This window comes from Caballeronia sp. AZ7_KS35, assembly GCF_023631045.1.
Lineage (GTDB): Bacteria > Pseudomonadota > Gammaproteobacteria > Burkholderiales > Burkholderiaceae > Caballeronia > Caballeronia zhejiangensis.
The window spans coordinates 129940-155082 of record NZ_JALQDV010000040.1; the positions used below are offsets into that span (position 1 = coordinate 129940).

A 25143-nucleotide genomic window follows, 5' to 3' on the forward strand; every position below is an offset into this window, starting at 1 on the left:
CGCCGGTTTGCGCCGACGCGGGGCGTTTGCATTACGCGCAGCCGGCGATCGACTTCGTTTCGAGGAACTCGGACAAACCGTGCTCGCCGAACTCGCGACCGTTGCCGGATGTCTTGTAGCCGCCGAAAGGCGCGTTCAGGTCGAGCGTCGCGCCGTTGAGCATCACCGCCCCCGCGCGCAGATGATCCGCGACGCGACGCGCGCGCGCCGCGTCGGATGACGACACGTAGGCGGCGAGACCGAAGTCGGTATCGTTGGCGATGTCGATGGCTTCGTCTTCACTCGAATACGGAATCATCACGACGACCGGACCGAAAATTTCCTCGCGCGCAATGCTCATGTCGTTGCGCACGTTGGCGAACACGGTCGGGCGCGCGTAGAAGCCGCGCGTGAGCGTATCGGGCCGGCCGGGGCCGCCGGCTGCGAGCGTCGCGCCTTCGTCGATGCCGCGCTGGATCATCTGCTGTACGCGCTCGTACTGACGCCGATTCGAGATCGGGCCGAGTTTGGTATCGGGATGCGCCGGATCGCCGACCGTCAGCGCGTTCGCGGTCGCGGCAGCGATTGCAACGGCGTGGTCGTGCAGACGCTTCGGCACCAGCATGCGCGTCGGCGCGATGCACGTCTGGCCGGAGTTGAGCATGCAGAAGATCACGCCGTTCGATACGGCGCTCTTCAGATCGGCGTCGTCGAGGATCAGGTTCGGCGACTTGCCGCCCAGCTCCTGCGTGACGCGCTTCACGGTCGGCGCCGCTTTCATCGCGACATCGACACCCGCGCGCGTCGATCCGGTGATCGACACCATATCGACACCGCGATGGCTCGCGAGCGCCCCGCCGATGTCGGCGCCATCGCCGTAAATCATGTTGAACACGCCGGCTGGCACGCCCGCGTCGTGGAGAATCTGCGCGAAAAGCTCGGCGTCGAGCGGCGTGATTTCCGATGGCTTCAACACGATGGTGCAGCCCGCCGCAAGCGCGGGCGCGACTTTCGCCGCGATCTGATTGAGCGGCCAGTTCCACGGCGTGATGAGCGCCGCCACGCCGATCGCCTCGCGCACGATCTGCGTGCGTCCGCGCGTGGCGACGAACGGGAAGTCCTGCAGCGCGGTCAGCGTGCCGTGAAACTGGCCGAGTCCGGCGGGCGCCTGCTTCTCGCGCGCGAGCCATGCGGGCGCGCCCATTTCCGTGGTGATCGCGTCGGCGAGCGCGCCCATGCGTTCCTTGTACAGCGTCATGACGCGGCTCAGCAACGCCGCGCGCGTCGCGACGCTCGTGCGCGACCACGCGGGAAACGCGGCGCGCGCCGCTGCGACCGCGGCGTCGACGTCGGCGCTCGTGCCCATCGCCACGCGGCCGATGACGTCTTCCGTCGCGGGATTGACGATGTCGGCGAAATGCGCGCCGGCGGCCGGCTCGACCCAACGTCCGCCGATATAGAACTTGTTCAACTCTTTCACGGTTTCTCCATTGCGTGATGACGCGCTCAGACCGGGCGCTCACCGATGATCGTCGCGCGCATCATGCGGCGCACGGCGGGATAGTAGTCCTGAACGGCATAGTGCTGCGTGGCGCGGTTGTCCCAGAACGCGATCGTGTGCGGCTCCCATTTCAGGCGCACTTGATATTCCGGCGCGGCCGCTTGCCGGAACAGATACTGAAGGAGGTCCATTTCGGCCAGCTTGAGATCGAAGCCGAAGCGATAGCCCGCGATCTCCGCGTAGTTGGAGAAATGCGTCGTGAATGCCTCGTTGACGAAGAGCAGCTTCTGGCCGGATTCGGGATGCGTGCGGACCACCGGATGCGTGACGGCCGGGTTTTGCGCGCGCACGGTGATGCGCTGTTCGGGCGGCAGCATCGAGCCGAAGAGCGGCATCAGATCGTGCACGGCGATGAGGCCCTCGAGACGCGCTTTGACTTCGGCGGGCAGGTTCTCGTAGGCGAGCGCCATGTTCACCCAGATGGTGTCGCCGCCGGTTGGCGGACATTCGGCGCAACGCAGGATCGAGCCCATCGACGGCACTTCGCGCCACGAAACATCGCTGTGATAGATGTTTTCGCGGCCGCGCTTCTTGTCGGACTTGTCGAAGACGACGAGCTCCGGATGATCGGGATGATGCGCGATGACGGGATGCACTTCCAGGTTGCCGAACCGCTGCCCGAGCGCGACGTGCTGCGCGGGCGTAATGTCCTGATCGCGGAAGAACAGCACCTTGTAGCGGATCAGCGCGCGGCGCAGCGCGAGATACGTCGGCTCGTCGAGCGGCTGGCGCAGGTCGATGTCGCTCACGTAAGCGCCGATCGCGGGCGTGGCCTGCGTGACGGTGAACGGCCAGATTTCGCCTGGAGCCGAATCGGAAGTGCGTGCTTCGATGGTCGAACCGGCTTGCTGCATGTCGATCTCCCGTTGATGCGGCGTCGCCAAAAAAGGCGCCCGAGCCGCGATGCTCGCGAGCATGGTCGCACAACCTGTCATAACAGGTGTACCGGTTAAAACCCGTAGCCTGTCATGACAGCTACAATCGCCGTCAGTGTTTCGATCCACCGGACAAGATAAAAGGGCGCCATGACACAAACTCGTTTCAGGCAGATCGAAGAAGCGTTGCGGCAGCAGATCATCGCCAACGATCTCGCGCCGGGCGTCAAGCTGCCGTCGGAAGCGGAACTCGTCGAACAATATGGCGCGAGCCGCATCACGATCCGGCAGGCGCTCGCCGGGCTGCATGCGAGCGGGTTGATCGAGAAGATCAACGGGAAGGGAAGTTTCGTCACGCGTCCGTCGGAGCGCTCGGATCTCGGACAACTGACCGGTTTCTACGAAGCGGCGCGCAAGCGCGGCCAGACGGCCAACGGCGAACTGCTGTCGGTGCGGACGATCACGCCGCCGCCGTTCGCGATGGAAGCGCTCGGCTTAAGCGAAGGCGACACGCTCGTCTGCGCGACGACCTTGCGTCTGTGGGACGCCGCGCCCGTCGCCATGTTCATGGTGATGGCCGACCCGGCGCTCATGGACGCACTCGTCGCCGAAGACCTCGAAACGAACGACGTCACGAGCATTCTCGAAGAACGCCTCGGTTATCGGCTGAAGCATCTGGAAACCGAGAGCGCCGCGATCGCCGCCACGAAAGAGCACGCGCGGCGGCTGAAGGTGGATCCGGGCGCGCCGCTTCTGCGCGTCCGGTGCACGCCTTTCGACATTCAGGGCAAGGCGCTGTGCTGCGCCGAACTGCTGTTTCGCGGCGACCGCTTCGCGTACAAGGCGAAGGTGTCGCGCTAGCCGCGCTCAGGCGGCGCTCGTCGCGACCGGCTCGGTCGAAGCGCGCGGCGCGCGATCCGGATGCATCCAGCGCAGCGCGATGAGCGTGGCGACGATCAGCATGGCGGCGGTCGTCGCGAAGCCCAGTTCGTAGGCGTGGGCACTCGTGCTGCCGTGCGCCTGCACGATGCGGCCGATGACCATCGGCGCGATCGCCGCGCCCGTGCTCGCGAGCGCGGTGTGGATGCCGATGAGCGCGCCGCGCTGCGCATCCGGCACGACTTCCGACAGCACGGCGGGCGCGAGCGCGAAACACACGGCCGGCAGCGCGCCGGCCACCGCGAACACGGCGACCTTCTGCGCGGAGCTGAGGCCCGGCAGCATCAGCGCGAAGAAAAGGCACGCGGATATCGCGAACGCGGCGCACAGCAAACGCACGCGTGCGCTGCGAGACGACGCCCCGCGAGCGAGCATGCGCTGCGACAGCCAACTGAGCCCGAGGCTGAACGGCGCCGCGGTGGCGATCACGAGCGCGAAGCAGCGTCCGGACGCGATGCCGGAGAAGCCGAGCGCTTTTTCGAGGTAACTCATCAGCCAGGTCGTGTTGGCGCCGAGCATCCAGTAAGCGGCGAAACCGAGCATGAACACGCTGAGGACGGTCGGATTGCTCAGGAGCTTGCGATACGGCACTTTCTGAGGCGCGGCGTCGGCACTGGCGTTGCCGCGCGGACGCCGCGCAAGATTGCCCTCGCGTCCGACGAACAGCCACACGACGCTCCACAACGCGCCGACGATGCCGAGCAGGATGAAGTTCATGCGCCAGCCCCAGTGATGCGTGATCACCGGAATGAGCAGGCCCGCGAGCAGCAGGCCGACCATCGCGCCCTGATTGAGCAAGGCGACCGGCATGTTGCGCTTTTCGTCGGGAAACCATTTGTAGAGCGCGTGTACGGAAACGGGATAGAACGGGCCTTCCGCCGCGCCGAGCACCATGCGGCTCAGGAGAAATGCGGCCATGCTGCTGAAGAGCGCCTGCGGAATCTGCAGCACGGCCCACATGACGCCCATCGCGAGCAGTAGCCAGCGGGTCTGGATGCGGTTCGACAGAAAGCCGACCAGCACCGTCGATACGGCGAACAGCCAGAAGAAGCTTCCCGCGACGACGCCGAATTGCGCCGGCGACAGGTTCAGATCGCGCATCAGCGGCACGGCCACCATGCCGAGCACGATCTTGTCGAGGAAATTGATGAGGGCAAGCGCCGTCAGCATCAGCGTCGTCAACCACGCCGCGCGTGGCCTGTAACCGTCGAGTGAGTTCATGGGTCGGATCGGCTCAAAAATGCGGCGCCCGTTCGGGCCGCGGGGTGCGTTGTAGGTTTCGCCGCGCGCGCTCGCGCGGAGTGCAAGCTGCACGTCGCCACGTTAAGTGCGCGTGACGAACCGCACCCCCACCCGAAACAGGGAGGACAGGGAAAACGCCGTCCCGCACAGTGTGTCACGCGGCGGGCGCAGACTGTTCGCCGCCTCGTTGCCTGGATTGCCGGCGCGCCGTGCATCACGCGGATGGCATCGTCCTTGCAAACGGTTCTTCCTTCGGACTATCGAACCATCGTTCAGCCCTGAAAGGAGAGTGCTCATGAGTCTGGATCTGACCTTCCGCGCAGGCGAAGCAACCGTGCTGGCGGCGCCGGGACAAGCGACCGACGCGATGCCCGAAATTCTCATCGGCCGCGTCGACGGGCCGGTCGGCCACGCGTTCGCCAACATGATGGCGCAATCGAAAGGACACACGGCGATGTTCGCGATACGCGCGTGCAATCAGATGGTGCGCCCGGCGACGATGATCGTGCCGAAAGTGACGCTGAAGGACATGGCGAACATCGATCTGTTCGGCGGCGTGGTGCAGTCGGCAACCGCCGATGCGGTCGTCGATTGCCTGATAGAAGGCATCCTGCCGAAGGATCAGGCGAACGATCTGTGCATCATCAGTCTGGTGTGGATCGATCCGCGTTGCGCGACGGACGCGAACATCGACAAGAAGGACATGTACCGCACGAATTACGAAGCGACCAAGCTCGCCATTCAGCGCGCCATGAGCAACGAGCCGAGCGTGGAGGAACTCATCGCGAATCGCCACACGATCAAGCACGACATGGACGACTGGAGCTGAATTCCGCGGCTCAGCGGTTTCCCGCCGGACGCGGCTCGCGCTTTCGTGGCGCCGCTCGCCGACGCGGGCTGTGCGGCGACGGTGCGCAATCTTCGCCGATGGCGGTGCCGGCGGATTTGCGCTGCGCGGCGGGCGGCGCGAGATCGGCCGCTTTCAAGGTGAAGTTGACGCGCACGCTGTCGTACGGAAACACGATGGCGCCGTGCTCATCGTGTTCCAGCAAGCCGGCTTCGAGAAGCGCTTGCACGTCGCGATGCACGCCTTTCACGTCGCGTTCGAGCCGGCGCGACAGCTCGCGGATCGACATCGGGCCGGCGCCGGTCATCGCACGGATGATTTGCCAGCGGGGCGTGGTGAAGGTGCGGAAGAGGAGTTCGGGCGTGGCGTAGGAGAAGAACCTTCCTGGGAACTTGCCGCTCTTGACCGTGGCAAGAACGCGCTCGCTGAACTCTTCCAGCGACGCGATGCCGATCGTGACGGTCTTCATCATCCTGACCTCCATCTGTTCCAGACTTGCACATTCGTGAAGAAGTCGGCGCATAACTGCTCGACCGACGTAAATTCATAAAGTGTCTCGACGTTCGCGAAGTGACGGTGATCGCCTTTGCCTCGCTCGTTGTCGTAACGCAGCACGCACTCGCCAGCGACGACATACGCAAGCCTGTATTTATATGAATGTGTGCATCCTGGAGCAGGCTCAGGGACATGCCATATCGTTAGTTCGACGAAACCACCGGAAGGCATCTCCTCTCGCGCACCCAGGACGAGCGGAGCTTTTCTGTTGGACGTTCTGACAACGCCATAGTGTGTTGTCAAATACTCCAACACCCGGCCGCCGCCCGCCATTCCCCGAACGGGCGACTTGACACACCTTCGCTGCCAAGCTCGCGAGACGCTGCTAGACTGACACGCGCGTCGAGCTGCGCGCTTTCATGACGAAAAGAAGTCAGACGCGCCGCCCGCGATTCCGCACTGCAACATGCCCGCGCGAAACAAACGCGCCATCGCCTTATAGCCGTCACCTATCGGCGGCATTGCAAAAATCGCATTCTATTGAGCGCCGCTCTCACGTATTTTTTAAGTTGCACAAGGCTGTCGGGATGAACCACGCATCGCCCGATGCACGCCGCGAAATCCCTTATCGGACCAGGTTCGTGCAGCGCCTCGCATGGATCTGACGCCATGGTAGTCAGTAGCACAAGAACTAGTACTAGTGGGTACGTCCTCGCAAGGAGATAACGCATGTCAAACGAATCGAAGTGCCCGTTTACGCATGCCGCCGGCACCGGAACGACCATCCGTGACTGGTGGCCGCGGCAACTGCGGGTAGATCTGCTGAGTCAGCATTCCGACAAGTCGAATCCGCTCGGCTCGGGTTTCGACTATGCCGAAGCATTCAAGAGCCTCGACCTCGCCGCGGTCAAGAAAGATCTCGCGGAGGTCATGACCGATTCGCAGGAATGGTGGCCTGCCGACTTCGGCCACTACGGTCCGCTGTTCATCCGGATGGCGTGGCATAGCGCGGGCACGTATCGCATCGGCGATGGCAGGGGAGGCGGCGGACGCGGCCAGCAACGTTTCGCGCCGCTCAATAGCTGGCCGGACAACGTCAGCCTCGACAAGGCGCGCCGCCTGCTCTGGCCCGTCAAGCAGAAGTACGGACAGAATCTTTCATGGGCCGATCTGATCATCCTCGCCGGCAACGTCGCGCTGGAAACGATGGGCTTCAAGACGTTCGGCTTCGCGGGCGGACGCGAAGACACATGGGAGCCGGATCAGGACGTCTACTGGGGCAATGAAAAGACCTGGCTCGGCGGCGATGTCCGCTACGGCAAGGGCGCGGCCGGCAACGATGAAGATCAGGGCGTCATCACCGCCGACGAACAGAAGCACGGCGAAGAAGTCAGCCGCACCGACGGCGGCCGCAATCTGGAGAATCCGCTGGGCGCGGTGCAGATGGGCCTGATCTATGTCAATCCGGAAGGCCCGGACGGTAATCCCGATCCGCTCGCGGCGGCGCATGACATCCGCGAGACTTTCGCCCGCATGGCGATGAACGACGAAGAAACCGTCGCGCTGATCGCCGGCGGCCATACGTTCGGCAAGACGCACGGCGCGGGGCCTTCCGATAACGTCGGTCCGGAGCCGGAATCGGCGGATCTGGAAAACATGGGCCTCGGCTGGAAGAACAGCTACGGAAGCGGGAAGGGCGCGGACACGATCACGAGCGGCCTCGAAGTCACCTGGACCACGACGCCGACGAAGTGGGGCCAGGGATTCTGGGAGAACCTTTTCGGTTACGAGTGGGAACTGACGAAGAGTCCCGCGGGCGCGAATCAGTGGATCGCGAAGGATTCGACGGAAACCATCCCGCACGCGCACGACCCGTCGAAGAAGATCAGGCCGACGATGCTGACGACGGACCTGTCGCTGCGCTTCGATCCGGAATACGCGAAGATTGCGAAGCGCTTCTGGGAGAATCCAGACCAGTTCGCCGACGCCTTCGCCCGCGCGTGGTTCAAGCTGACGCATCGCGACATGGGTCCGAAGGCTCGCTATCTCGGGCCGGAAGTGCCACAGGAAGAACTGCTGTGGCAAGACCCGATTCCGGCGGTGGATCATCCGCTCGTCGGTGATCAGGATGTCGCGGGGCTCAAGCAGAAGGTGCTGGCGTCGGGGTTGTCGATTACCGATCTGGTGTCGGCGGCGTGGGCATCGGCATCGACGTTCCGGGGCTCCGACAAGCGCGGCGGCGCGAACGGTGCGCGCATTCGTCTCGCTCCGCAGAAGGACTGGGAGGCGAACAGGCCTGAAAAGCTCGGCAAGGTCTTGTCGACGCTCGAAGGCATTCAGAAAGAATTCAACGGCGCGCAAGTGGGCGGCAAGAAGATCTCGATGGCCGATCTGATCGTGCTGGCGGGCAACGCGGCGATCGAGAAGGCGGCGGAGAAGGCGGGCCACACGGTCACGGTGCCGTTCACGCCGGGCCGCATGGACGCGTCGCAGGACAAGACAGACGTGCTCTCGGTCTCTGCTCTCGAACCGGTCGCCGATGGCTTTCGCAACTTCGTCAAGTCGAACGTGCGCGTGCCCGTCGAGACGCTTTTGATCGACAAGGCGCAATTGCTGACGCTGACCGCGCCGGAGATGACAGCGCTCATCGGCGGTTTGCGCGCGCTCAACGTGACCGCCGCAGACAACGCGCACGGCGTCTTCACCGACAAGCCCGAAACGTTGACGAACGACTTCTTCGTCAACCTGCTCGACATGAATACGGAGTGGTTGCCGATGTCGTCGCGCCGCGATGTGTTCGAAGGGCGCGATCGCAAGTCGGGGCAGCGCAAGTGGACCGCCAGCCGCGTCGATCTGATCTTCGGCTCGCATTCGGTGCTGCGCGCGCTCGCCGAAGTCTATGCGAGCAGCGATGCGAAGGAGAAGTTCGTCAGCGACTTCGTCGCGGCATGGACGAAGGTGATGAACCTCGACCGCTTCGATCTGAAGAAGTAAGCGGCCAGGCTGGTAGAAGCTGCAGGCAACGCGGCGGTCCTTCGGGGCCGCCGTTTCTTCTTGCAACGCGCTTCAATGTGCGACGCGCGCGGGCCGCTGCTTGAAGAGAAATCCGCACACGACGATGAACATCGCGAGCGCGATCGACGCGCCGTAGCGGCTCATCGCGAGACCGCCGTTCGCGACCGGCTTGTCGAGAAAATCGCCGACTACGGCGCCGAGCGGCCGCGTCAGGATGAACGCGCTCCAGAACAGCAGGGTGCGCGAAACGTTCGTGAAGCGATACGCGAGCACGATCAGCAACAGCGCGCCGCCGAAGATCATCGCGGCGCCCGTGTAGCCGAAGCCCGCGGTGTCGGCGGTCCAGTCGCCGAGCGCGGTGCCGAGGGTCTGCGAGAACATGATCGTGACCCAGTAGAAGGCTTCCGCTTTCGGCGATGCGATCGTCGATACGGAGACCGATCCCATCGCGCGATGCCACACCGCGAGCGATGCGATCAGCAACGCGAACAAGATCGCGCTTCCGCCTGCATAGCCGATGCCGAGCGAGCGGTCCGCGAAGTCGGCGAGCGTGGTGCCGACGGTCGTCGTCGCGATGATCGTGATCCAGTAGAGCGCGGGCTGGAATCGCTCCGCCTTGACTTGCGCAATCACCGCGACGACGAACACGGCCGCGAAGATGAACGTGCTCACCAGATAGCCGAGGTTCATCGACATCGAGAGTGCGTCGCCGCCGGTTTCGCCGAGCGTCGTCGCCGCTATCTTGATGATCCAGAACGCCAGGGTCAGTTCGGGGACCTTGGCGAGTGCATTTTCTGTTCGCTCCATGTCGTCTCTCATGCGAGGAAAGCCTCGAGCGTAGGGGTAAGGGCTTAGGAGCGGCTTAGTACGAGCACCATTTCGCCCCTTCGCGTATCGTCGACCTTCCGACCCGTTCATCCACAAGGAGCCACGCCATGCCCCGCACCGTCGCCGAGAAACGCGCCGCTTTTCGCGCGCTGCACGAATCCGGCTGCTTCATGTTGCCGAATCCCTGGGACGTCGGTTCCGCCCGCTATCTCGCGACGCTCGGCTTCAAGGCGCTCGCGACGACGAGCTCGGGCTTCGCATGGTCCAAAGGTCACGCGGACAATCACATGCAGCGCGACGCCGTGCTCGCTCATCTGCGCGAAATCGTCGAGGCGACGGATTTGCCCGTGAACGCCGACTTCGAAAGCGGCTTCGGCGCGACGCCCGACGAAGTGGCTCAAAGCGTGATGCTCGCGGTGGAGGCGGGCGTCGCGGGCTTGTCGATCGAGGATTCGACCGGCGACGCATCCGCGCCGCTCTTTGCGCTCGATGTCGCCGTGGCGCGCATGAAGGCGGCGCGGCGCGCGATCGACGCAAGCGGCGGCGACACCTTGCTCGTCGGCCGCGCGGAAAACTTCTTCGCGGGCAAGCCCGATATCGACGATGCCATCGCGCGTCTCAAGGCGTATTCCGATGCCGGCGCCGATTGCCTCTACGCGCCCGGCATCAAGACGCGCGAGCAGATCGAAGCTGTCGTGAAGGCGGTCGCGCCGAAGCCGGTGAATCTGCTGATCGGCGGCGTGTCCGAGTTCACGCTGAGCGACGTCGCCGCGCTCGGCGTGCGGCGCGTGAGCGTCGGCGGAGGGCTTGCGCGCGTCGCGTGGGGCGGGTTCATGCGCGCGGCGCAAGGACTTGTCGATGGCCGCTTCGACGGGTTCAAGGACGCCGCGGCGGGCAACGATCTCAACGCGATTTTCGACGCGCGCGCGTAACGTACCCGGCTACTTCTTGCGCTTCGCCATGTAGCCGAGATACGCGATGACCGCATCGAGATCGCTATCGCTGATCGCGTTCTTGTCGAAGCCGGGCATCTTCATGTCGGCCCACGCGCGAATCGACTTCGGATCGCGGATGTACCCCTTCAGCGCCCACGGCTGAAAATATTCGGTCGGATTATGCGGACGATTCAGGTCCGGGCCGACCGACGCATCGCCCGCGCCGTTCAGCTTGTGGCAGACCATGCATTGCGTCGTGAAGACGGTCATGCCGCGACGTATCGGCGAATTGGCGGGCACGCTCTTGTCGACGGCGATCTGCGGGAAGCGCGCGGCGAGCGTCGGCGCAATGCGAATCGCGTCGACCTTGAACGGCCACTGCTCGCTCGTGACGCCCGACGCGGCCGGATCGATCCACACGACATAGAACGGACCGACATCGCCGCTGCCCGGCACCTGTGGCCAAGGGTCGTCCGCCGGCTCGATCGCGAGCCACGGTTCGGCGCGCTTCTTCGCATCGCCGAACAGCAGCTTCGCGGAAAAGTGCGTGACGAAACCGTCGGTGGCCGTGACCTGAAGCTCCTTGCCCGCGGGCAGTTCCGTGATGCCGAGCAGCGCGCGCAAGGGCACGGCGCGATACGTCATGCTGCGATGAAACGTGACGTCGTTCGGCACGCGGATGATCGCGGCATCCGGGCGCGCGAGCAATTGATCGGCCGTGAGCGAGCGCTCGCCGCCGACGTTGATCGTGAGCGATGCGGCCATCGATGACGCGCAGGCGAGCATCAGGCTCGCGAGCGCCAGGGCGCGTTTGAACATCATCGTCGCGGTCCTCCTTTGCGTGCGGTGATGATACTGCCTCACGCCGTTTGCCACGATGCGTGGCATGCGGAGTGCTAAGGGAAAGAGGGCGCGATGATAGACTTGAAAGTCTCGCGGCGCTGGCCATCGGCGCTGCCCGAACGTCACGAAAACAGAAACGAATGAAAGCCAAACGATTCTCGATGATCCGCGATTTCCATCTGGCCGACTGGTTCACGCTGGGCAACGCGGTGTGCGGCACGGGCGCGCTTTTCTCGTCGATGTCCTATCTCGACGACTCCGATGTGCTGCATATCTATCTCGCTTGCGCGCTCGTGTTCGCGGCGCTCGTGTTCGACGTGCTCGACGGCCGCATCGCGCGCTGGCGTCAGAAGGCGTCGCTCTTGGGCAAGGAGCTGGACTCGCTGGCCGATGTGATCTCGTTCGGCGTCGCGCCGGCGATCATCGGCTATGGGTTCGGCATGCGCGGCCTCTACGACCGCGTGATACTGGCCTATTTCGTCGCGTGCGGCGTGTCGCGGCTCGCGCGCTACAACGTCACGACCGAAGAGATGTCGGGCGCAAGCGGCAAGGTCACGCACTTCGAAGGCACGCCGATTCCCACATCGTTTCTCATCGTGCTGCTGCTGACCATCGGCGCGTGGTCCGGCGCGATCGGCGAAAGCATGTGGCTCGGCACGGTGCGTCTCGGCGGCTTCACGCTGCATCCGCTCGTGCTGATCTACGCGATCTCCGGCTCGCTGATGATCAGCCGCATCCGCATTCCCAAGCCGTGAGGATCAGGCGCTGGCCGAAGCCGCGTGATGCCGCCCGATCAGCAGAAAGTGCGCGAGCGCGATGAGCGGAAAGCACGTCGCGACGCTCGCAACGAGCGTCCAGCCGCCGTGCTCGTAAAGCTGGCTCGCGAACGCCGAGCCGAATGCGCCGCCTATGAAAATGCTCGTCATGTAAACGGCGTTCAGCCGGTTGCGGCTCGCGGCGTGTAGCGCGTAGATTTCGCGCTGGCCGAGCACCATGTTCATCTGCACGGCGAAATCGAGCACGATGCCTGTCACGACAAGCGCGCCCACGCCCCACGCGGGATGAATCACCACGGGAAGATACGCGATCGCCGCGAGAATCAGCGCGATGAAGGTCGCGCGCACGGTGTGGCCCGCATCGGCGAGACGCCCGGCGATCGGCGCGGATGTCGCCCCGGTCGCGCCGATCAGCGCGAAGATGCCGATGGCCGTCTGCGAAAGCCCGTAATGACGCGTCAGTTCGATCGGAATGCCGGTCCAGAAGAGACTGAACGATGCGAACATCAGCCCTTGATAAAGCGAGCGATGACGCAGCACCGGCATCGTTCGCACGAGATGCCCGAGCGAGCCGATGAGCTGAAAATACGTCGCCTGATGATCTGGCTTGCGGCTCGGAATCGTGTACGCGAGCACGCTCGTGATGCCGATCATCAACACGGCGGCCGCGCCGAACATCGCGCGCCAGCCGAAGTGGCCCGCGACGAGACTCGATATCGGCCGCGACAGCAGAATGCCGAGCAACAACCCGCTCATGATCGTGCCGACCACTTTGCCGCGCGATTCGTCCGGCGCGAGATGCGCGGCGAGCGGAATCAGAATCTGCACCGCCACCGACGAAAAGCCGATCACGAGCGAGATCAGGAGAAACCAGCCGGGCGTGTGCGTGAACGTGGCGGCCGTGAGACTCGCGATCGACACGAGCGCGGTCGCGATCATCAACTTGCGGTTTTCGAGCAGATCGCCGAGCGGCACGATGAAGAACAGCCCGAGCGCATAGCCGATCTGCGTGAGCGACACGATCAGGCTCGCCGTGCCGCCCGCCATGTGCAGATCGGGCGCGATGAGTTCGATGATCGGCTGCGCGTAATACAGATTCGCGACGATCGCGCCGCAGCAGAAGGCGAAGAGCGCAATGAGGCCGCGCGTGAGTTCGACGTGCTTGCCGCCGTCGCGTGTGGTCGAAGCTGAAGCCGGCATGTAAACAGACCCTGAGGTAGCAGAACGGGACTATACGTTGTCGGCGCATTTCCCGCAGAAAGGGCTCACGCCGTTTCATCAGATGAAAGCGGGCGCTTCGGACCTATACCTTCATGTTATTTCGCGGCACGAGGCGCGTGCGTAAGATGGCTTCCAATCAGGCGTGGATCAGTTCATTGCGCGCCGAAACAGGACAACGCCCTTGCAATCGCCTTCCAGAGTTTCCGTGATCGACGATGACGAATCCGTCCGCGTCGCCTCTTCCAGTCTGCTGCGCTCGCTCGGCTGGGAGGTCAGCCTGTACGCGTCGGCGGAGACGTTTCTCGACGCAGATCCGCTCGACGGCCTCGCGTGCATCATCACCGATCTCAACATGCCCGGCATGTCCGGCCTGCAACTTCAGCAACGTCTGCACGAGCTGAATCTGAACGTGCCGGTCATGTTCATCACCGCGTTCGCATCCGATGCCGCGCGCCGTCAGGCGCTCGACGGCGGCGCGGTGTGCTTTCTCAGCAAGCCCGTCGATGGAACCGCCGTCGCCGATTGCCTCGAACGCATTCGGCAAGGATTTTTGAAGGATTAGAATGCTTCGCGTAATCTGGCGCGGGCCCGGACCTTTCCAACGAACGCCGATGATTGATTGATGGAGACATTCCAGAGCGCGCCGCGCGCGGTGCGTCACGATACGCGCATCGTGTCGATGCTCGCGGCGGCCATCGCGCTCGCCGTGTTTCTGATCGACGCGCTCACGCCGCTCGATATCGCCATCGCGGTGCTGTATGTCGTCGTCGTGCTGCTGATCGCATCGACGGGCAATCGCACCGCGACGGTCGCGACCGCGTGGGGCTGCGTCATCCTCACGCTCGTCGGCTTCATTCTTTCGCACGACGAGAACGTCTCGGGCGGCGCGCTCGCACGCTGCGCGGTGAGCCTGCTCGCAATCGGCACGACCGCCGTTCTCTCGCTGCGCATTCAGGCCACGACGATGCAGCGCAAGCGCATGGAAGCCGAGTTGCAGCGTCAGCGCGATGCATTGAAGCGCAGCGAAGCGTTCCTGCTCGATGCGCAGCGGCTTTCGCTTACCGGCAGCATCGCGACGCGTCTGCCCGCCGGGACGATGTGGTGGTCCGACGAGGCGTATCGCATCTTCGATTATCCGCGCGACATGACGCCTTCCATCGATGCAATTCTCGCGCGCTCGCATCCCGACGACATCGCGATCGTGCGCGGCGCGCATGAAGCGGCGCTGTCCAGCGTGCGCGATATCGATGTCGAGCATCGGCTGCTGCTGCCGGATGGAACCGTGAAGCACGTTCATTACGTGGCGCATCGTGCATCGAGCGAAAACGACGGCGGCGAATACGTCGGCGCGCTGATGGACGTCACCGAAACCAAGCTCGCGCAGGAAGCGCTCGCGCGCTCGACCGCCGAACTCGCGCATGTGACGCGCGTGACGATGCTGGGCGAGCTGGCCGCGTCGATCGCGCACGAAGTCACGCAGCCGATGGCCGCGATCGTCACGAGCGGCGGCGCCGCCTTGCGCTGGCTCAATCGCGCGCAACCGGATATCGCGGAGGCGCAGCAATCGATCGCGCAGATGGTCCGCGACGCCAAGCGCGCGAGCGAAGTCATCGCACGCATTCGCGCGATGGCGAGAAAGCGCGACAGCCAGCCCGCGACGCTCGAAGTCACCGAGATCGTCGGCGAGACGATCGAGCTCGTGCGGCGCGAACTCGCGCGTCATCGCGTGGATGTGCGCGCCGATCTCGCGACGCCGTCGCCGACGGTGCGTTGCGACCGCGTGCAGTTGCAGCAGGTGCTCATCAATCTGATGATGAACGCGGCGCAGGCGATGTCCGCCGTGAACGGGCCGCGTGTGTTGCGTGTGGCGACGCGCGAGAGCGACAGCGATCCCGGTTACGCTCAGATCGTCGTGCAGGATTCGGGCACGGGCATCAGCGACGAGAACGCGCGGCGTCTGTTCGATGCGTTCTTTACGACGAAGGCCGAAGGCATGGGCATGGGCTTGTCGATCTGCCGTTCGATCATCGAGGCGCACGGCGGCAGGATATGGGCGGAATCGCCCGATGAAGGCGGCGCGCGTCTGCTTTTCGTGCTGCCCGAAAACGAGAGAAGAGACGATGAGCAATGACAAGCACGCCGCGATGGTCTACGTGGTCGACGACGACGAATCGATGCGCGATGCGCTGCGCATGCTGCTGCGTTCGGTCGGACTGAACGTGACGACGTTCGCGTCCGCGCACGAGTTCCTTGCGCACGACATGCCCGAAGTGCCGAGCTGTTTGATCCTCGACGTGCGACTGAAAGGGCAGAGCGGTCTCGCCGTGCAGGAGCAGATGGCCGCGAGCCAGCTCGGCTTGCCGATCGTCTTCATGACGGCGCACGGCGACATAGCGATGACCGTGAAAGCGATGAAAGCGGGTGCGAAGGATTTTCTCGCGAAGCCGTTCCGCGATCAGGACATGCTCGATGCCGTCGCGCAGGCGCTCGAAGCCGATGAAGAACGGCGCGCGGCGAGCCGCTCGGTCGCGGACTTGCGGCGCGCGTATGAGTCGCTGACGCCGCGTGAGCGCGAGGTGATGGCGTTCGTCGTGTCGGGTCTGATGAACAAGCAGATCGCAGCGGAGATGAATCTGAGCGAGATCACGGTGAAGATTCATCGCGGCCAGGCGATGAAGAAAATGGCCGCGCGTTCGCTGGCCGACCTGGTGCTAAAAGCCGAAGCGCTCGGCGTGAAGATGCCGCAAGGCGCATCGACGCCGCCGCGCGCCTAGCGGTTTTGCATCATCGAGGGCGCGGTTTCTTCGCTCAACGCGATGCGTTCGAGCGGCAACTGCGTGTCGTAACCGGCGCGATCGAGCGCGCTCCAGTCGTGCGGCGCGCTCAGCGAATACCACGTTCCGAACGCCAGAACGGCGGCGCAAGCGGATAACAGCCTGCGTGTCGATGTATCGCCCATGATGCGCTCCCGATGCGTGACCATGACGTCAGCTTAGAGAAGCGCATGCGCGCGCGCCATTCTACGAACGGCTCGGCGTGCTTATACGAACGTTTGATGCAAGCAAGGCAGGTCTTCGCCATTTCGAAATCGATCGATATATCGGCGCCCGGATCGCGCGTAATCTCCCGTCGTAGTTTTAAGTCTGCCCCCGTTCAGCCGCCGTTGCGTTAGCCCGGCGGCTTTTTTTCGTGTGTACGTCCGCTATCCGCAATACGGCGATGCGCCTTGCTCGGCAAACCATCGGCTTTCATGACGCAAGTCGAACGTTTCGTCCTTCCCGGTTCGTTTCAAAGTCGTTCTATATCGAGCCGAAATCCCGGTCGATATTGTTCATCCGGATCGTTATCCATATTCAGTACGGTTGAGCTAAGCAGATTTCGGGGAGATGAAACGATGGCGAAAGACATTCGAGTCGCAATAGTCGACGATCATCCGATCGTCCTGTGCGGCCTCAATAAAGCATTACTTGAAGCGGGATTCAACGTACGTGGCGTGGAAAGCAGCGCCGACGGTTTGATGAACGTCCTTGAAAATGAAGCGTGCGATGTGGTCGTGGCCGATTATTCGATGCCGGATGCTTCCTCGTTGGACGGCTGGCAATTTCTGACCGCCTTGTCGAGCAAATACCCGAAGTTGCCCGTCGTCGTTTTCAGCGAATTCGACGATCCATTTCTCGTGGGAAGTCTCGCGCAACGCGGCGTCGCTGGCGTGGTCAGCAAGCGCGAAAACATGTCTGAAATGCTTGTCGCGATCCATACGCTCTTCGCTGGCGGGCGCTATTTGTCTCCCGTCGCGCAATCGGCAGTAGAGCGCTTCAATGTGTCGCCGGAGTTGAGCCGCTTCACCGCGCTCACGCGTCGGCAAATGGAGATCGCGGGCTTGATGCTATGTGGTCTTTCTGTATGCGAAACGGCGCGCCTGCTCGATCGCCGAATGAATACGATCAGCTCTCAGCGTGCGGCGGCTTGCAAGCGACTGGGGTTTTCCCGGGAATCCGAGATGTATCGCTTCGCGGCGAGTCACGGATTGTCGTTGGAGCGTTCGCAAATCGGCGTCGAATTCGACGCGATCCGGGGGTAAATGTCATGACTGGCAATCGCGAGAAGCTGAAGGTCGTTATCGCGGATGATCATCCACTCGTCGCATTTGGTCTCCACAAGGCATTGGATGAGGCCGGCTGCGATGTGGTCGGCACGACGCACGACGTCTCCGATCTGATGGATTTACTGGCACACCGCGAATGCGATATTTTGATCGCCGACTATTCGATGCCGGGCAGAGGATCGCCAGACGGATGGCGATTCCTTTCCATTGTTTCGCGCGAATTTCCCGATCTGCGGATTCTTGTCTATACCGAATTTCATGAGCCGTTTCTCGTTGGATCGCTCGAGCAACGCGGTGTGGCAGGGATCGTGAGCAAATCCGACGAGATGTCCGAGGTGTTGACTGCGGTGCGGGAGCTCGAGCGCGGCGCGTCATATCTGTCGCCGACCGCGCGCGCGGCTTTGTATCAGTACCGGAGTAATCCGGAGCTACAGCGCTTCGGGATGCTGACGGCGCGCCAGATGGAGATCGCCGGGCTCATGCTGTGCGGCATTTCAGGCCGCGAGATAGCGAGTTTGATGCAACGTCGCAAGAGCGCGATCAGCTCGCAGAGTATCAAAGTACGCAGCTTGCTGGCCTTCGACCGGCTTTCTGAGCTGCATCGCTTCGCATCGAACCTTGGATTGAAGCTGGACCGGTTCGGTCCGGGCGACCTTTCTCACGCAGCCTGATTCGGGCGGCGTGCCGATGCCCGGTCTATTCAGACCGGGCGCACGCGTTTCGGCGTCGCGTACAGAAACGGCGCGTTTCTCCCACGATCCCTTATCGGTGTACCGGGCTGGATGGCGCGCATCGAGGTGCGCGCGCCGCTAACTGCCGGCTGTCTCGAAGTTCACGCTCTGTCGATTGGGGAACATTCTGAATTCCATCGACGCTTGGCCCGCCGGGCCTTTGATCCACGGTACCCGCTCGGGCAGCCGTGAGGGCATTCGAATTTCTTCTATATGGCGACGCGGCGTCGATCAATAGCATTCGATCCGTGGAGTTGGTCTGCTTTCTGGCACCGGTTCCTGAGTGTGAAAAAGGTGCGCGACTGCGCGTGCGTCGAGCTGAGCGAATTCCTGTCACACGTTGCGCCGTACTCGATATCCGGGACGGCTAAATCTCATTTACTAGGTTTATTTTCGGATGAACAAGAATCGGTTTCGTCGTGTTTTCAGTAAGCGTCATGGCATGCTGGTCGCCGTTGCGGAAGACGTAACAAGCCAGGGCAAGGCGCCCGGCGAAGGCAACGCTTCCTCCTCCTCTTCTCCTCAAAGCGCGAAAATGGGCGTCATTGCAACGATGACGGCCTTTGCGCTCGCGATGTTCGCATCGACCCCTGCGACGAGCTTCGCGCAGGCACTGCCGACCGGCGGTCAAGTCACCGCAGGTCAGGCTTCGATCTCGCAGAATTCCAACACGATGACCATCAATCAGGGCACGCATCCTATCTGCACAGCAACACCTCAACTTCGCTGCAGGACTTTCCGGCTCAGCACAGCAAGCTCGATTCGCTTCAGCTCTCCTTGCAAGCCGACAACGGAGACCGCGCGAAGCAACTTCGCACGAACCAATGGAGCGGCCAGCTCGCATTGACTCTCGGCCATCAAAGCAACGATTACCGATCGTTCGACAGCATGAGCGGGAACGTCGCCGGCAACTACGCCAAGCTCTACGGCGGCGGCTTCGGCACCTACGCACTGTCGCCAAGCGGCAATACCTTCCTCGCGGCGCGCGTGAACGCGCAAGTGTCGAGCAAGAACCTCGACGCGAGCGAGAAGCTCAGCATCGGCGGTCCCAATGCAGTGCGTGCCTATCGTGCCGACGAAGGCTCGCTCGATGAAGGCGTGGTGGCGAACCTCGGCCTGTATCAGCGCGTGCCGGTCGCCGCGGGACATCAGCTTCAGTTCGGCGTCTTCTCCGATCTTGCGTATGGCCGCGTGAATCACTCGCCGTGGACGAACTGGGAGCAAAGCTACGTGAACGTGCCGGGCGTGCAGAACACACGCACGCTCGCAGGCTACGGCGTGAGCGTCGACTGGCTGACGCCGTGGGGCGCGACCGCGTCGGTCGCGGTCTCCAAGGCTTATGGATTTTCGCAGACCTCGTGGGTCGATCCCGGCAAGAAGCCGGCGCAGGTCTGGCTCTCGGTTTCCTGGAATCACTAACGTTCATTTCCGCGCGTCGTCGCTGCTTCGGCAAACGCATCGCACCCTATCAGGATGAAGGAAGACATCATGCAATTCAGCATCAACAAGTTCGAATATCTTTGCTATCGCCGTGATCACGGTGCTGCGGGCCGCGAGCTTCTCAAGCTGCTTGCGCTCATCGACGCCAACTACGGCGTGCTGATGGACGTCGACAGCTGGTCGCAATCCGGCGAGGCGCAGGACATCTTGGACGAGCACTTGCTCACGCGCATCACGTCCGCGATCACTTCGCTTCTGAGCGACCCGGCCTTTCGCTTCTCGGAAGAAGGCATTGCGAGGACGCTGGTTTATCAGCGCTGGATCGCGGGACTGTTCGCGGCGAGTTCGTTCCGCAATGCCGATCACATTCTGCGTTCGTTGGGCGTCAACGAAGATGCACGCTATTCCGTGGAACTGCGCAAGTCGGACATCGACAAGTTCCGGCTGTTTTACACGCCCGAATCCGAAGTGCGGCTCGACTGGGACGCGCTGTGGAAGCATGACAAGGTCGCCGCTGCCGGCCTTGCCACGACCATCCTGTCGTCGCGCTTTCTGGGCACGCCGGCGGCGCATCAGAAGCGCGAGCTGATTCTGCGCTGGCTGCCGGAGCGGCTCGATCAGATCGAAAGCGTGGATGCCCTGCCGATGGGCGTGCTGCACGACATGTACATGCATTGCAGTTACGCGGACCTGCCGGGCAAGCACGACATCAAGAAGCCGATCAACACGCTGATCCGCCGCAAGCTCGCGAGCCTCGGCATTCATGATGTCGAGCGCCAGGCGCGGCCCGCTGCAGAAGGACAAAAGCCGGTGTTGCTGGTCGTGCTCGAATGGTTCTCGAAGAATCATTCGATCTATCGCACGCATTCGCAGACCATCGTCGCGATGCGCGACAAGTTCCACATCATCGGCATGGGTTATGACGGGCGTGTGGATGAAGCGGGCCGCGAAGTGTTCCACGAGTTCATCCCGTTGCAGGGCGACTTGTGGCAAAACATGCGCCAGGTTCGCGACGTGAGCGAAGCGCGCGAGGCGCAGGCGATGTACATGCCGAGCGTCGGCATGTTCCCTATCACGATGGGACTCGCATGCCTGCGCGTCGCGCCGCTGCAGTTGATGGCGCTCGGTCATCCGGCCACGACGCATGGTCATGCGATGGATTACGTCGTCGTGGAAGAAGACTACGTCGGCGACGAAGCGTGCTTCAGCGAGAAGCTCCTGAAGCTGCCGCAGGACGGCATGCCGTATCGTCCGCCCGCCGCGATGCTCGAAGTCGAGCTCGAGCCGCGCAAGCGCGCCAAGTCGGACCCGGTGAAGATCGCGGTCGCGGCCACGACGATCAAGCTCAACCCCGGTTTCCTGCAGACATGCGCGGATATCGCGAATGAAGCATCGGTGCCTGTCGAGTTCCATTTTCTGGTGGGCCAGGCGACGGGCATCACGTTCCCGCAAGTGCGCAATCTGGTACGCCGCCTGATGGGCGACAAGGGCGTCGTCCACAAGCATCAGAGCTATGCGAACTACATGAAGGTCATCGCGGATTGCGACATGTTCCTCAATCCGTTCCCGTTCGGCAACACGAACGGCATCGTCGATACGGTGTGGGCGGGTCTCGTCGGCGTATGCAAGACCGGCCGCGAAGTGCATGAGCATATCGATGAAGGTATGTTCCGTCGTCTCGGCTTCCCGGAGTGGATGATCACAAAGACGACCGAAGAGTACAAGGCGGCGGCGTTGCGTCTCATCGACGATTCGAAAGAGCGCAACCAGCTCGCGCGCAAGTTCGCGGGCCGCAAGGCAGTGGAGAAGCTCATTTTCAAAGGCCGTCCGGAGATTCTCGGTGAGCGCATCCGTGCTTTGCTGAAGGAGAAGGCGGATACGCAAGTCGTAGCAGAAGCACTGTGAGGCAATGATGAAAGAGACCAGTAAAGCAAGCCTGCGCCGTTCGCATGATCCGGCCTTCGTGAACCACTATTTCGTCGGTGAGGGCATCGACATCGGACCTGCGGACGATCCGCTTTCCGCTCACGTCGCCATGTTCCCGAAGATGCGCAACGCCGCGTCTTATCCTTCGTCGCAGGGCGATCTCACGAAGATGGAGGGCGTGAAAGAGTCGACACTGGACTTCCTGCATTCCAGCCATAGTCTCGCCGAGCTCGTTAATCCTCATAAGGCGTTGTCGCGCTGGCTGGAGCTGCTGAAGCCGGGCGGCCATGCGGTCGTGACCGTGCCGGACGAGGATCTCTACGGTAAGGGCACATGGCCGAGCCGTTTCAATCGCCGCCATAAGTGGAGCTTCACGGTCCACAAATCAGACAAGCGCTTGCCGCGTTCCGTCAACGTGCTGGAACTGATTCAGACGATGTCGCCGGTCGCGCACTGTGAGCGAGTCACGCTCGTGCGCAACGGCTACGACGAGCGCGACGCGAATGAGGACCAGACCGCGAAGGGTCTTGCGGAATGCGCGATCGAGATCGTGTTGCGCAAGCGCGCTGTGGCGTCGCCGCGTGAACTGGCGCAAGCCGCGTCGCGTGCGCGCAGCGTGCAGGAAGGTGTCGCTGCATGCAGGGAAGCGCTGCGTACGTATCCGTATCACTTCGATCTTTATCGATACGTGTTGCTGGAACTGCTGCGCTGGGACGCATTGGAAGAAGTCGACTCGATGTGGGAGGAATGCGTGAAGCGCCTGCCTGGGGAACATCACCCGCGCCTTTATCACGTGCTGCACGAGATCGCACGCGGACGGCTGCAGAAGGGCTTTCGCATGCGCGAGGAATTGATGGCACGCTTCGGCTGGAAGCGCCGCACGACCGTCGAGCCGCCGCGTCATGTAACGGAGTGGAGCGGCCAGTCGCTTGAGGGGAAAGCGATTGCGATCTGGAGCGAGTTCGGCCTCGGTGACGAAATCTTCTTCCTGCGTTTCGCGAGATTCTTCCGCGAGCAGTGCGGGGCAAAACGCGTCATCGTCATGTGTCAGCCGCCGCTCGTCGAGCTTTACGAGGCGTCGGGCGAGGCGGACGAAGTCGTGAGCACCGAATCGGCCGCGAATCTTCCGGACATCGATTACTGGGTGTATCCGCACGCGATTCCGGCTCATTTGACGCTCGATCTCGAAGCGTTGCCAAAAGCAGTGCCGTATCTTCGTGCGCCGTCCGCTGTGCCTTCGAAGCTGCCGATCGTCGCGCCGAACAAGCTGAAAGTGGGATTGGTGTTCAAGGGCAATCCCACGCATGAGAACGATCGCGCGCGCTCCTTGCCCTCGCTTGCCGTGCTCGACGATCTGCTCAGGATTCCGGACATCGAGTTCTTCAGCCTGCAGAAGGGCGCCGGAGCCGACGAAGCCGCCGACTACGCGCAGAAGCACGCGAACTTCCACGATGTAGGCGCGCAAGTCACGACGATGGCGGAGACGGCGAAAGCCATCGAGTCACTCGACGTCGTGCTCACGGTGGATACGTCGGTGGCGCACGTCGCCGGTGCGATGGGCAAGCGCGTGTGGATGATGCTGCCGTTCTACGGCGACTGGCGCTGGCACTACACCCGCGAGGACAGTCCCTGGTATCCGACGATGCGTCTCTTCCGCAAGCGTCACGGTTGCGACTGGTCGGAAGTGGTCGCGCGCATCGCCGGGCATCTGAAGATGCTAAGGGCCGATACCACGTGCGTCTGAGAAATTCATAAGACATCCTCAAGACGCGAGTCTGCGGGATGTCTTGCGTCCTGTGCCCAATCACCGAAGACTCCGCGATAGACCCTCTCGCGCTTCGGTGTTTTCGTCTTCGGAAATGACGAAAAAAACGATCTCCCTACATAAGTTCGCAGATCGAAGCAAGACCATTCCCGGATGAATCGTGCGGATATTTTGACCATATCGGGCTTTCGATATTTTTCTATATCGAGCGGAGAGCCCGTCGGCTAAATTCGACCATCGTTGTGGCAGGGCGCAAGTCACGAGCGATGGGCACTCGCTCTGCCTGCGTGCTGGCCTGAGTAAGCACTGTCTTCCTTCGGATCCTGTATGAGCCGGGGTCGACCGTCGTGCCCATTGCACTGAATATCGCCATGTCAATTCTCGAATTTCTGAGCCGAAAATTTCGGCATTACTGCGCAATGGCCGGGCGCGCGTCGTCGATTCTCACGTCGGTTTATTTCGGCTTGTCGTTTCTGCTTCTGGCAGCGCTAGGGGTATCGAGTTGGAATTTGATCGTGCCGATTGCTTTGGTATTCAGCCTTTCGATGATCATCTTTGCTTGCATGCTGCTATCCGAAAGCCGTAAGTACGAACGTGAGGCCAGGCCACCGGTGACATCGATTCCGCTCGACCAGCTCGCGAGTTCGCTTCGTGGAAGCAATGAGCATGAGCAGCGCGGGTCAGGATGCACAAACGTCCGCGCTGCAGACAAAGTGCGTGCGGGACGTGAAGCCGGTGTCGCCGGGAAGATTCGTTTCGCCGGGCGAAACGCACTTCTGACACCGCCGATGTTTCTCCCGGATTGAGCACGTCCTAAAATCCGATAGGCTTCCTTTGCGGGATAGCTCAGGCCCGCCCGACATTCGTGAGTTGCTTTTACATCAATAAATGAGCCGTACGTTTCGGGTTTGGACTCGAAGAGCGGCAACTCAAAAAACGGTTGTTATATGAACGCACGAGGGGACAAGATTCGGATGGTTTTGGCGGACGATCATCCGATCGTGCTGTTGGCTGTAGCCGACCAATTCTCGAAAATTCCGGGTTTTACGATCGCCGCCATGGCTCATTCCGGCGCCGAGTTGCTTCGCGTACTCGAAAAGGAGCCCGTCGACCTTATCATCACCGATCTCGTGATGCAGGGAGAAGACGAGACGGACATAGACGGCTTGCGGCTGATCAGCAAGCTCAAGCGGTCCTTTCCGAACATACCCGTCATTGTGCTGACCATGATGACGAGCGGCGGCATCTACCACGAATTGTGCAAGCTGGGCGTCGCTGCGATCATGAGCAAGGAGGAGCCCGCCAGCGAGCTCAGCCAGGTCACGCTTCGTGCATTGAGCACGAAAGAGACGATCATTTCGCCTAAGATTCAACACCGTCTGGCGCGCGATGGATCGACCCTGCAGGACCTCGCGCGCGAGCAGCCGCTTTCGCCCCGCGAACTGGAAGTGGTGCGCCTCTTCGCGCAGGGCCTTTCGGTGACTGAAATCGCGCGCACGCTGAACCGATCCGTGCCGACCGTCGCCACGCAGAAGCGATCGGCCATGCGCAAGCTGCATGTGGAGAACCACGTCGATCTCGTCAAATACGCGGCCAGAGCAGGACTAGCCTGATGGAGCA

At 62.4% G+C, this 25143-nt stretch carries 25 protein-coding genes; 16 read left to right on the forward strand and 9 right to left on the reverse strand.

Features of this window, described 5'->3' with window-relative positions; genetic code table 11:
• Positions 1–31: 31 nt before the first annotated feature.
• Together NCT05_RS25740 and NCT05_RS25745 are read right to left on the reverse strand one after the other, a co-directional pair.
• Complete coding sequence (locus NCT05_RS25740; RefSeq protein WP_175982023.1) at positions 32–1459, reverse strand: aldehyde dehydrogenase family protein; 1428 nt, start codon at positions 1457–1459, stop codon at positions 32–34.
• A 26-nt stretch (positions 1460–1485) separates the two neighbouring features.
• Positions 1486–2394, reverse strand: a complete 909-nt coding sequence (locus NCT05_RS25745; RefSeq protein WP_250503504.1) for a TauD/TfdA dioxygenase family protein — start codon at positions 2392–2394, stop codon at positions 1486–1488.
• Positions 2395–2565: 171 nt separating this feature from the next.
• Here NCT05_RS25745 and NCT05_RS25750 point away from each other — a divergent pair, with 171 nt between their 5' ends.
• On the forward strand, positions 2566–3276 hold the full coding sequence (locus NCT05_RS25750; RefSeq protein ID WP_008347350.1) for a GntR family transcriptional regulator: 711 nt from the start codon (positions 2566–2568) through the stop codon (positions 3274–3276).
• A gap of 6 nt (positions 3277–3282) precedes the next feature.
• On the opposite strand, the gene NCT05_RS25755 is transcribed toward NCT05_RS25750, so the two are convergent.
• A complete protein-coding gene (locus tag NCT05_RS25755) occupies positions 3283–4575 on the reverse strand; it encodes an MFS transporter (RefSeq protein ID WP_008347351.1) in 1293 nt (430 codons plus the stop codon).
• A 316-nt stretch (positions 4576–4891) separates the two neighbouring features.
• On the opposite strand from NCT05_RS25755, the gene fae reads away from it, so the two are divergent.
• Positions 4892–5425 (forward strand): formaldehyde-activating enzyme, encoded by a 534-nt coding sequence (fae, locus tag NCT05_RS25760; protein WP_008347352.1) that lies wholly within the window; start codon positions 4892–4894, stop codon positions 5423–5425.
• 10 nt (positions 5426–5435) lie between these two features.
• On the opposite strand, the gene NCT05_RS25765 is transcribed toward fae, so the two are convergent.
• Positions 5436–5915 (reverse strand): HVO_A0114 family putative DNA-binding protein, encoded by a 480-nt coding sequence (locus NCT05_RS25765; RefSeq protein ID WP_250503505.1) that lies wholly within the window; start codon positions 5913–5915, stop codon positions 5436–5438.
• Positions 5912–6271: a toxin-antitoxin system TumE family protein gene (locus NCT05_RS25770; RefSeq protein WP_350029898.1), complete on the reverse strand. Its 360-nt coding sequence runs from the start codon at positions 6269–6271 to the stop codon at positions 5912–5914. The genes NCT05_RS25765 and NCT05_RS25770 overlap by 4 nt, the downstream gene beginning before the upstream one ends.
• 396 nt (positions 6272–6667) lie before the next feature.
• Between NCT05_RS25770 and katG the strand changes: the two genes are divergently transcribed.
• On the forward strand, positions 6668–8932 hold the full coding sequence (gene katG / locus NCT05_RS25775) for a catalase/peroxidase HPI (protein ID WP_250503507.1): 2265 nt from the start codon (positions 6668–6670) through the stop codon (positions 8930–8932).
• 72 nt (positions 8933–9004) lie between these two features.
• On the opposite strand, the gene NCT05_RS25780 is transcribed toward katG, so the two are convergent.
• Positions 9005–9760 (reverse strand): COG4705 family protein, encoded by a 756-nt coding sequence (locus NCT05_RS25780; protein WP_250437025.1) that lies wholly within the window; start codon positions 9758–9760, stop codon positions 9005–9007.
• Positions 9761–9888: 128 nt separating this feature from the next.
• Here NCT05_RS25780 and NCT05_RS25785 point away from each other — a divergent pair, with 128 nt between their 5' ends.
• Positions 9889–10713: an isocitrate lyase/PEP mutase family protein gene (locus NCT05_RS25785; RefSeq protein WP_175982014.1), complete on the forward strand. Its 825-nt coding sequence runs from the start codon at positions 9889–9891 to the stop codon at positions 10711–10713.
• Positions 10714–10722: 9 nt separating this feature from the next.
• Here the strand turns inward: NCT05_RS25785 and NCT05_RS25790 are convergent, their stop codons facing one another.
• Positions 10723–11538, reverse strand: coding sequence for a cytochrome c (locus tag NCT05_RS25790; RefSeq protein ID WP_008347363.1), 816 nt, complete (start codon positions 11536–11538; stop codon positions 10723–10725).
• A 161-nt stretch (positions 11539–11699) separates the two neighbouring features.
• Here NCT05_RS25790 and pssA point away from each other — a divergent pair, with 161 nt between their 5' ends.
• Positions 11700–12314 carry a CDP-diacylglycerol--serine O-phosphatidyltransferase gene (gene pssA, locus NCT05_RS25795; protein WP_033535860.1) on the forward strand — a complete coding sequence of 205 codons (615 nt, stop codon included), beginning with the start codon at positions 11700–11702 and terminating at the stop codon, positions 12312–12314.
• 3 nt (positions 12315–12317) lie between these two features.
• Here pssA and NCT05_RS25800 read toward each other — a convergent pair whose 3' ends face one another.
• Positions 12318–13535, reverse strand: a complete 1218-nt coding sequence (locus tag NCT05_RS25800; protein WP_250503508.1) for an MFS transporter — start codon at positions 13533–13535, stop codon at positions 12318–12320.
• A 226-nt stretch (positions 13536–13761) separates the two neighbouring features.
• Here NCT05_RS25800 and NCT05_RS25805 point away from each other — a divergent pair, with 226 nt between their 5' ends.
• The 3 genes from NCT05_RS25805 to NCT05_RS25815 are packed head-to-tail and all read left to right on the forward strand — an operon-like array spanning position 13762 to position 16330.
• Entirely contained in the window at positions 13762–14118 is a 357-nt protein-coding gene (locus tag NCT05_RS25805; RefSeq protein WP_008347369.1) for a response regulator transcription factor, read from the forward strand.
• 60 nt (positions 14119–14178) lie between these two features.
• Positions 14179–15687, forward strand: a complete 1509-nt coding sequence (locus NCT05_RS25810) for a sensor histidine kinase (RefSeq protein ID WP_008347370.1) — start codon at positions 14179–14181, stop codon at positions 15685–15687.
• Complete coding sequence (locus NCT05_RS25815) at positions 15677–16330, forward strand: response regulator transcription factor (protein ID WP_008347372.1); 654 nt, start codon at positions 15677–15679, stop codon at positions 16328–16330. Before NCT05_RS25810 ends, NCT05_RS25815 begins: the two co-directional genes overlap by 11 nt.
• Here the strand turns inward: NCT05_RS25815 and NCT05_RS25820 are convergent.
• Positions 16327–16515: a hypothetical protein gene (locus NCT05_RS25820; RefSeq protein WP_250497424.1), complete on the reverse strand. Its 189-nt coding sequence runs from the start codon at positions 16513–16515 to the stop codon at positions 16327–16329. The two genes, NCT05_RS25815 and NCT05_RS25820, sit on opposite strands and share 4 nt — an antisense overlap.
• 435 nt (positions 16516–16950) lie before the next feature.
• On the opposite strand from NCT05_RS25820, the gene NCT05_RS25825 reads away from it, so the two are divergent.
• From NCT05_RS25825 to NCT05_RS25860, 8 genes are all read left to right on the forward strand, one after another.
• Positions 16951–17637: a response regulator transcription factor gene (locus NCT05_RS25825; RefSeq protein WP_008347376.1), complete on the forward strand. Its 687-nt coding sequence runs from the start codon at positions 16951–16953 to the stop codon at positions 17635–17637.
• 5 nt (positions 17638–17642) lie between these two features.
• Entirely contained in the window at positions 17643–18332 is a 690-nt protein-coding gene (locus tag NCT05_RS25830; protein WP_250503509.1) for a response regulator, read from the forward strand.
• Positions 18333–18789: 457 nt separating this feature from the next.
• A complete protein-coding gene (locus NCT05_RS25835) occupies positions 18790–19239 on the forward strand; it encodes an ESPR-type extended signal peptide-containing protein (protein ID WP_250503510.1) in 450 nt (149 codons plus the stop codon).
• Positions 19240–19280: 41 nt separating this feature from the next.
• Positions 19281–19811, forward strand: coding sequence for a BamA/TamA family outer membrane protein (locus NCT05_RS25840; RefSeq protein ID WP_250503511.1), 531 nt, complete (start codon positions 19281–19283; stop codon positions 19809–19811).
• Positions 19812–19880: 69 nt separating this feature from the next.
• The gene (locus NCT05_RS25845; RefSeq protein ID WP_250460162.1) at positions 19881–21737 is read left to right on the forward strand and encodes a peptide transporter; all 1857 of its coding nucleotides are present in this window, start codon (positions 19881–19883) and stop codon (positions 21735–21737) included.
• A 58-nt stretch (positions 21738–21795) separates the two neighbouring features.
• Complete coding sequence (locus NCT05_RS25850) at positions 21796–23502, forward strand: methyltransferase domain-containing protein (RefSeq protein ID WP_350029899.1); 1707 nt, start codon at positions 21796–21798, stop codon at positions 23500–23502.
• Positions 23503–23894: 392 nt separating this feature from the next.
• Positions 23895–24329 carry a hypothetical protein gene (locus NCT05_RS25855; protein WP_175982002.1) on the forward strand — a complete coding sequence of 145 codons (435 nt, stop codon included), beginning with the start codon at positions 23895–23897 and terminating at the stop codon, positions 24327–24329.
• 141 nt (positions 24330–24470) lie between these two features.
• Positions 24471–25136 (forward strand): response regulator, encoded by a 666-nt coding sequence (locus NCT05_RS25860; RefSeq protein ID WP_033535857.1) that lies wholly within the window; start codon positions 24471–24473, stop codon positions 25134–25136.
• Positions 25137–25143 lie beyond the last annotated feature (7 nt).

Bases quoted from the DNA above. Each gene is read 5' to 3' on its own strand.
- NCT05_RS25745 (WP_250503504.1), bottom strand. From the start codon at position 2,394: ATGCAGCAAGCCGGTTCGACCATCGAAGCACGCACTTCCGATTCGGCT.
- NCT05_RS25750 (WP_008347350.1), top strand. From the start codon at position 2,566: ATGACACAAACTCGTTTCAGGCAGATCGAAGAAGCGTTGCGGCAGCAG.
- NCT05_RS25755 (WP_008347351.1), bottom strand. From the start codon at position 4,575: ATGAACTCACTCGACGGTTACAGGCCACGCGCGGCGTGGTTGACGACG.
- fae (WP_008347352.1), top strand. From the start codon at position 4,892: ATGAGTCTGGATCTGACCTTCCGCGCAGGCGAAGCAACCGTGCTGGCG.
- NCT05_RS25765 (WP_250503505.1), bottom strand. From the start codon at position 5,915: ATGATGAAGACCGTCACGATCGGCATCGCGTCGCTGGAAGAGTTCAGC.
- NCT05_RS25770 (WP_350029898.1), bottom strand. From the start codon at position 6,271: ATGGCGGGCGGCGGCCGGGTGTTGGAGTATTTGACAACACACTATGGC.
- katG (WP_250503507.1), top strand. From the start codon at position 6,668: ATGTCAAACGAATCGAAGTGCCCGTTTACGCATGCCGCCGGCACCGGA.
- NCT05_RS25780 (WP_250437025.1), bottom strand. From the start codon at position 9,760: ATGGAGCGAACAGAAAATGCACTCGCCAAGGTCCCCGAACTGACCCTG.
- NCT05_RS25785 (WP_175982014.1), top strand. From the start codon at position 9,889: ATGCCCCGCACCGTCGCCGAGAAACGCGCCGCTTTTCGCGCGCTGCAC.
- NCT05_RS25790 (WP_008347363.1), bottom strand. From the start codon at position 11,538: ATGATGTTCAAACGCGCCCTGGCGCTCGCGAGCCTGATGCTCGCCTGC.
- pssA (WP_033535860.1), top strand. From the start codon at position 11,700: ATGAAAGCCAAACGATTCTCGATGATCCGCGATTTCCATCTGGCCGAC.
- NCT05_RS25800 (WP_250503508.1), bottom strand. From the start codon at position 13,535: ATGCCGGCTTCAGCTTCGACCACACGCGACGGCGGCAAGCACGTCGAA.
- NCT05_RS25810 (WP_008347370.1), top strand. From the start codon at position 14,179: ATGGAGACATTCCAGAGCGCGCCGCGCGCGGTGCGTCACGATACGCGC.
- NCT05_RS25815 (WP_008347372.1), top strand. From the start codon at position 15,677: ATGAGCAATGACAAGCACGCCGCGATGGTCTACGTGGTCGACGACGAC.
- NCT05_RS25820 (WP_250497424.1), bottom strand. From the start codon at position 16,515: ATGGGCGATACATCGACACGCAGGCTGTTATCCGCTTGCGCCGCCGTT.
- NCT05_RS25825 (WP_008347376.1), top strand. From the start codon at position 16,951: ATGGCGAAAGACATTCGAGTCGCAATAGTCGACGATCATCCGATCGTC.
- NCT05_RS25830 (WP_250503509.1), top strand. From the start codon at position 17,643: ATGACTGGCAATCGCGAGAAGCTGAAGGTCGTTATCGCGGATGATCAT.
- NCT05_RS25835 (WP_250503510.1), top strand. From the start codon at position 18,790: ATGAACAAGAATCGGTTTCGTCGTGTTTTCAGTAAGCGTCATGGCATG.
- NCT05_RS25840 (WP_250503511.1), top strand. From the start codon at position 19,281: ATGAGCGGGAACGTCGCCGGCAACTACGCCAAGCTCTACGGCGGCGGC.
- NCT05_RS25845 (WP_250460162.1), top strand. From the start codon at position 19,881: ATGCAATTCAGCATCAACAAGTTCGAATATCTTTGCTATCGCCGTGAT.
- NCT05_RS25855 (WP_175982002.1), top strand. From the start codon at position 23,895: ATGTCAATTCTCGAATTTCTGAGCCGAAAATTTCGGCATTACTGCGCA.
- NCT05_RS25860 (WP_033535857.1), top strand. From the start codon at position 24,471: ATGAACGCACGAGGGGACAAGATTCGGATGGTTTTGGCGGACGATCAT.